The 5,299-nt window shown below is 70.9% G+C and carries 6 protein-coding genes; all 6 read right to left on the bottom strand.

Annotated features, from left to right (window positions below; translation table 11 throughout):
* Positions 1-418 precede the first annotated feature (418 nt).
* Positions 419-730, bottom strand: coding sequence for a hypothetical protein (locus E1200_RS31010; protein WP_131955824.1), 312 nt, complete (start codon positions 728-730; stop codon positions 419-421).
* A gap of 65 nt (positions 731-795) precedes the next feature.
* Positions 796-1,776, bottom strand: coding sequence for an ABC transporter substrate-binding protein (locus tag E1200_RS31005; RefSeq protein ID WP_131955822.1), 981 nt, complete (start codon positions 1,774-1,776; stop codon positions 796-798).
* A gap of 28 nt (positions 1,777-1,804) precedes the next feature.
* Entirely contained in the window at positions 1,805-2,611 is an 807-nt protein-coding gene (locus E1200_RS31000; RefSeq protein ID WP_131955820.1) for an ABC transporter ATP-binding protein, read from the bottom strand.
* A 7-nt stretch (positions 2,612-2,618) separates the two neighbouring features.
* The gene (locus tag E1200_RS30995; RefSeq protein WP_131955818.1) at positions 2,619-3,722 is read right to left on the bottom strand and encodes an iron ABC transporter permease; all 1,104 of its coding nucleotides are present in this window, start codon (positions 3,720-3,722) and stop codon (positions 2,619-2,621) included.
* Positions 3,723-3,854: 132 nt separating this feature from the next.
* Positions 3,855-4,847 (bottom strand): LacI family DNA-binding transcriptional regulator, encoded by a 993-nt coding sequence (locus tag E1200_RS30990; protein ID WP_131955816.1) that lies wholly within the window; start codon positions 4,845-4,847, stop codon positions 3,855-3,857.
* A partial coding sequence (locus E1200_RS30985) for a family 1 glycosylhydrolase (RefSeq protein ID WP_131955814.1) occupies positions 4,844-5,299 on the bottom strand: 456 nt, incomplete at its 5' end. The genes E1200_RS30990 and E1200_RS30985, both read right to left, overlap by 4 nt.

The following is a 5,299-nucleotide window of genomic DNA, read 5'->3' as shown; positions in this document are numbered from 1 at the left end:
CCGACAACCAGAACTCACCGATCCGCTCGGGATCCCCCGCCTCCAACCGCTCCGACATCCCTCTCCCGCCACTGATCAAGTTCCCGGCCAACCGACTACGACGACCACAACCCCGACCGGGTTCGCCGCGGAGTCAGAGCCTCCCACCCGACACCACCGTGCGCGGCAAGAAGATCGACAAAAGCTGCCGAGGCCGAGCGCCCACGGCTTTCCCACACCTGACGAGCCATCGAGCCGCCCCGGCACAACGCCCGATTATTTCAACAAAGCACCAGTAACAAGGCCGTCGAGCTGCTCAACCGGGCACGAAAACTCCACAATGACGCTCGCCGGTGAGTTTCAGTGCGCCGATCGCGGCGGACGGGCATGGCCGAATTGGGTCAGGAGGGTGGCCGGGGGCGGAGTCGGAACGCTGCGCTCAGTCCCATTGTTGCCAGAGCATTTCTAGGCCCAGGGTTATCGCGCAGAGTACTCCTACGGAGCCGGGGACGGCTACGAAGGCCACGTGGATCGGGCTGTCTTCGTCGGGGAGGAACAAATCCACCCAGCCCAGGGTCAGAGCCAAGGCGGTGGCGAGGCCGCCGATCCGGGACGCCCACTCGAAGAGGTGGGCATGCCACGGCTTTGTGTCGGACGAATTTCGTGAACGCACATCAATGCTAAAAAATATGAGCAGAACGGCAAGAAATGAAATCAAGCTGACCATGTCAGATGACGGCATTTGGCGCATGCCGCAATGCTATTTGTTGCCTCGTCCGGGCCCTGGAAAGAGGTGGTCCGGGGTGGGGAGGGTGGTCACTGGTTCTTGAGGAAGTTCGCCAGGCGTTCCAGGCCGTCCAGGACCAGGGGGGTGGGGGGTTCGGTGAAGTTGAAGAGCTGGACGGTGAGCGCGTCGTTCTTCACCGCGCGGAGGTCCTTGGCGCCGGGGATGTCGAGCAGGGCCTGCCTGATCTCCTGGTCGGTGCCCTCGGTGTGCAGGAGGATGATGGCGTCGGGGTCGCGGCCGAGGAGTTCCTCCATCGAGACCTCGAAGACGCGCTTGTCGGTGTCGGCGAAGACGTTCTGGGCGCCGAGCGTTTCGAGTTGCGGGGTGGCCATGCTCTGGCCGCCGTAGGCGCCGACCGTCCCTTCGCCTCGGTAGGGCCACAGGACGGCGACCTTGCGGCCCTTCTGGTCGGGGAGGCCGGCCTGGACGGTCTGGATGCGCTTCTGCAGGTCCTTGACTGCCTGCTCGGCCTTGGCCTCCCGGTCGAAGACCTTCCCGTAGAGCCGCATCTGGCTGTAGATCGTCTCGTAGCCGGGGTTCTGGATGCCGGCCGGGCAGAAGCTCGGCTCGTTGAGGACGGGGATGCCGACGGCGGCGAGGGACTCGCGCGAGACGCCGTCCGGCAGGCCGAGCACCAGGTCGGGCTCCTGGGCGATGATCGCCTCGGTGGAGATCTTCAGGTGGCCGTCGGAGCCGAGGCGGTCGGTGAGGGACGGGACCTTGTTCACCGCGTCGAGGGTCTCCTTGGAGTAGTACTCCGGCGGGAACTTCCCGGCCCGCGACGACAGCCTGTCCAGGAGGCCGAGCGTGGACAGGTACTGCAGCGGGGCGCTGTTGACGATCATGACGCGGGAGGGCGGCTCGGGCACCTCGACGTCCACCCCGCAGTTCTGCACGGTGAGGGGGAAGCCCGCGCTCCCCTGGCCGTCCGAGCCGGAGCCGGACGCGCCGCAGCCGGTCAGCGCGGCGGCCAGCAGGCCGGCCGAGAGGAGGGCGAGGTAGCGCTTCATCTGGCGGAGTACTCCTTGGGGTGACCGGTCAGCCGGTGCGGGACGACGTGGGCACGGGCACCGGCTCTGCGCCGGTGTCGAGCGGGTGGAAGAGGAACTGGAGGCCGCGGGACGTCTCCAGGCGCTCGACGCCGACGCCGTAGACGCCTTCGAGGAGTTCGGGGGTCAGCACGTCGGCGCAGGGGCCGTGCGCGACGACGTCGCCCTGCTCGTCGAGCACGAGGACGTCGTCGCAGTAGCGGGCGGCGAGGTTCAGGTCGTGCAGCACGATGACCGTGGTGATGCCGAGGCCGCGGATCATGGTGAGCAGTTCGTGCTGGAACCGGATGTCGAGGTGGTTGGTCGGCTCGTCGAGGACGAGGTGGTCGGGCTGCTGCGCGAGGGCGCGGGCGATCATCACGCGCTGCTTCTCGCCGCCGGACAGCCGGACGAAGATCCGGTCCGCCAGGTGCCGTGCGCCGACCCTGCGCAGCGCCGCCGCCGCGATGCGGTGGTCCTCGGCGCTGTTGCGGGAGAACGTCGACTGGTGCGGCGCGCGGCCGAGCATCACCATGTCGGCCACGGTCATCGGGAGGTCGCCGGAGGTCTCCTGCATGACGACGGCGATGCGCCGGGCGAGGGCGCGGTGCGGGACGGAGGCCAGCGGTTCCCCGTCGAGCAGGACCCGGCCGGTGCGGGGGGTCACGAGCCCGGTGAGCATCCGGACCACCGTGGTCTTGCCGCTGCCGTTGGGGCCGAGCAGCCCGAGGATCCGGCCCGACCGCGCGCGGACGTCGATGTCGCGCACCACGGTCCGGGCGCCGTAGGCGTAGCTGAGCCCGTGTCCTTCGATCATGGGTGCCTCACTCGCTTCCGGCGTGCATGCGGCGGACCAGGATGAGCAGGAACGGCGCGCCGACCAGCGCGGTGATGATGCCGATCGGCAGTTCCTGGGGGCTGAGGACCATGCGGGCGGCCAGGTCCGCCCAGAGCAGGAACGTCGCGCCCATCAGCGCGGCCACGGGAAGCGCCCGGCGGTGGGTGGCTCCGACGACGCGCCGGGCCAGGTGCGGGATGACCAGGCCGACGAAGCCGATGCTGCCCGACGCGGCCACCAGCACCCCGACGGCCAGCGACACCAGGATCAGCAGCACCAGGCGGAACCGGGTCGGCGAGACGCCGAGGGTGTGCGCGGTCTCGTCCCCGATCGCCAGCGCGTCCAGGCGGCGTCCCCACAGGGTGAGCAGGGCGGTCACCAGGGCGACGGTCACCAGCACGACGACCAGCGGCGCCGACCAGTGCGCCAGCGCCAGGGTGCCCAGCAGCCAGAACAGGACGGACCGCGACCCCTCGGCCGAGTCGGAGGCGAAGATCAGGAAGCTGGTCAGCGCGTAGAGCGCGTAGCCGACGGCGACCCCGGTCATCAGCAGCCGGGTCGAGGTGATCCGCCCGGCGGTGCGGGCGATGACGAAGACCAGGAGCGAGGCGGCGAGCGCCCCCAGGAACGCCGCGATCTGGAGGGCGTGCTCGCCCCAGCCGATGCCGAACCCGAACAGAATCGCAGCGGCGGCGCCGGTGGAGCCGCCGGAGTTGACGCCGAGCAGGTACGGGTCGGCGAGCATGTTGCGCACCATCGCCTGCAGCGCCATGCCGGTGACGGCGAGCCCGGCGCCGACCGCCGCGCCGAGCAGCACGCGCGGCAGCCGCACCCGCCACACGATCGCGTCGTGCGACGGCCGCCAGGTGACCTCGGCGGGGCTGCCGATCAGGTGGTGGCCGACGATGTCGAGGACCGTCGCGGGAGGCACCGACACCGCGCCCATCCCGACCGCCGTGATGGCGGTGCCGAGGAAGGCCGCGACGAGCGCCGCCAGGAGCAGCAGGTACCGGCGCCGGCGGGAGGAGGCTCCCAGGTCGTCGTGGTCGTGTTCCGCGACCACGACCGGTACCGCCGCTGACGTCTTCATGCACCCTCTCAGTTATTGCAGACTACATGCAATAACTAAGGAGATGCAGGAGGGTCCTGTCAAGCGGGGGCCGCGCGGGACGTCCGGCCGCGCGACCTGCGGTATCCGCTCAGGCGGTGTTCCTCGGCACGGTCAGGTGGAGTCGCGGACGATCAGTTCGGTGGGGAAGATCACCGGTTCGGCCTTGTCGTCCACGCCGTGCACGAGCATCTGGACGATCGTCCTGGCGACCTCGGCGATCGGCTGCCGGACGGTGGTCAGCGGCGGGTCGGTGAAGCGGGAGGCGTCGATGTCGTCGAAGCCGACGACGGCGACGTCGTCCGGGACGCGGCGCCCCGCCTTCCGCAGCGTGTACAGGGCGCCGATCGCCATCAGGTCGCTCGCGGCGAACACCGCGTCGAGACCGGGGTCGTCCTCCAGGAGCTGGCTCATCGCGGCGGCCCCCGACTCGCGGGTGAAGTCGCCGATCGCGGCCAGCGACCGGCGGCCGGTGTCCGACAGGGGCTCGCGGTAGCCGGCCAGCCGGTCCAGCGCCGCGGACATGTCGGGCGGGCCGCTGATCGTGGCGATCCGCCGCCGGCCCCGGGACAGGAGGTGCTGCACGGCGGCCCGCGCGCCCCCGATGTTGTCGGCGTCGCAGTACGGGGGCCGCGCCGTGGACACCGGCCGGCCGTGCGACACCACGGGCACGCCCGTCCGCAGGAGCGCCGCGGGCAGCGGGTCGGCGCCGTGCTGGGAAAGCAGGATCACGCCGTCCACGTGGCCGCCCGCGACGTACCGCTCGACCCTGGCCTGCCCGGCCGGCGAGGACGGCATCATCAGCACGACCTGCCTGTCGACGGCCTCCAGCTCCTGGCTCACCGTGCGGATGACCTGGGAGAAGAAGGGGTCGTCGGAGAAGACGCGGGCGGGCGGCTCGGACACCACCAGCCCGATGGATCCGGTGCGCTGGGTGACCAGGCTGCGGGCCGCCGAGTTCGGGACGTAGCCGAGTTCCTCCACCGCCCGCAGTACGGCCGCGCGGATCCCGGGGTTCACGGTGTCCGACCCGTTGACCACGCGCGACACCGTGGCGCGGGAGACCCCCGCCCTGGCCGCCACGGCCTCCAGCGTCGGACGTTTCATGCCGGCCTTCCCCCGAGTCCGTTGCGGGCGATGACGTCGCGGAACCAGCGTGCGCTGTCCTTGGGCAGGCGGCGCTTGTCGGCGTAGTCGACGTAGACGATCCCGAACCTCTTGCCGTAGCCCTCGGCCCACTCGAAATTGTCCAGAAGCGACCATACGAGATACGCCCGCAGGTCCGCACCGGCGGCGACCGCGGCGTGCGCGGCGCGCAGGTGCCCGTCGAGGTACCGGATGCGGGCGTCGTCGCGCACCCGCCCGTCCGCGTCGGGGACGTCGTCGAACGCGGCGCCGTTCTCGGTGACCGCGAGGGGCACGCCCGGATGGTCGCGGGCGAGCCGGAGCAGCAGGTCGCCGAGGCCGTCCGGGACGATGGGCCAGCCCATCGCGGTGAGCGGCGGGCCGGGCGGCGGGAACGCGATGCCCGCCGAGCCGGGGTAGGCGGGGTTCGGCGG

Origin of the sequence: Actinomadura sp. GC306 (assembly GCF_004348665.1) — a bacterium.
In the GTDB taxonomy this organism is placed as follows: domain Bacteria; phylum Actinomycetota; class Actinomycetes; order Streptosporangiales; family Streptosporangiaceae; genus Spirillospora.
This window is presented reverse-complemented; position numbering and strand designations above follow the sequence as displayed.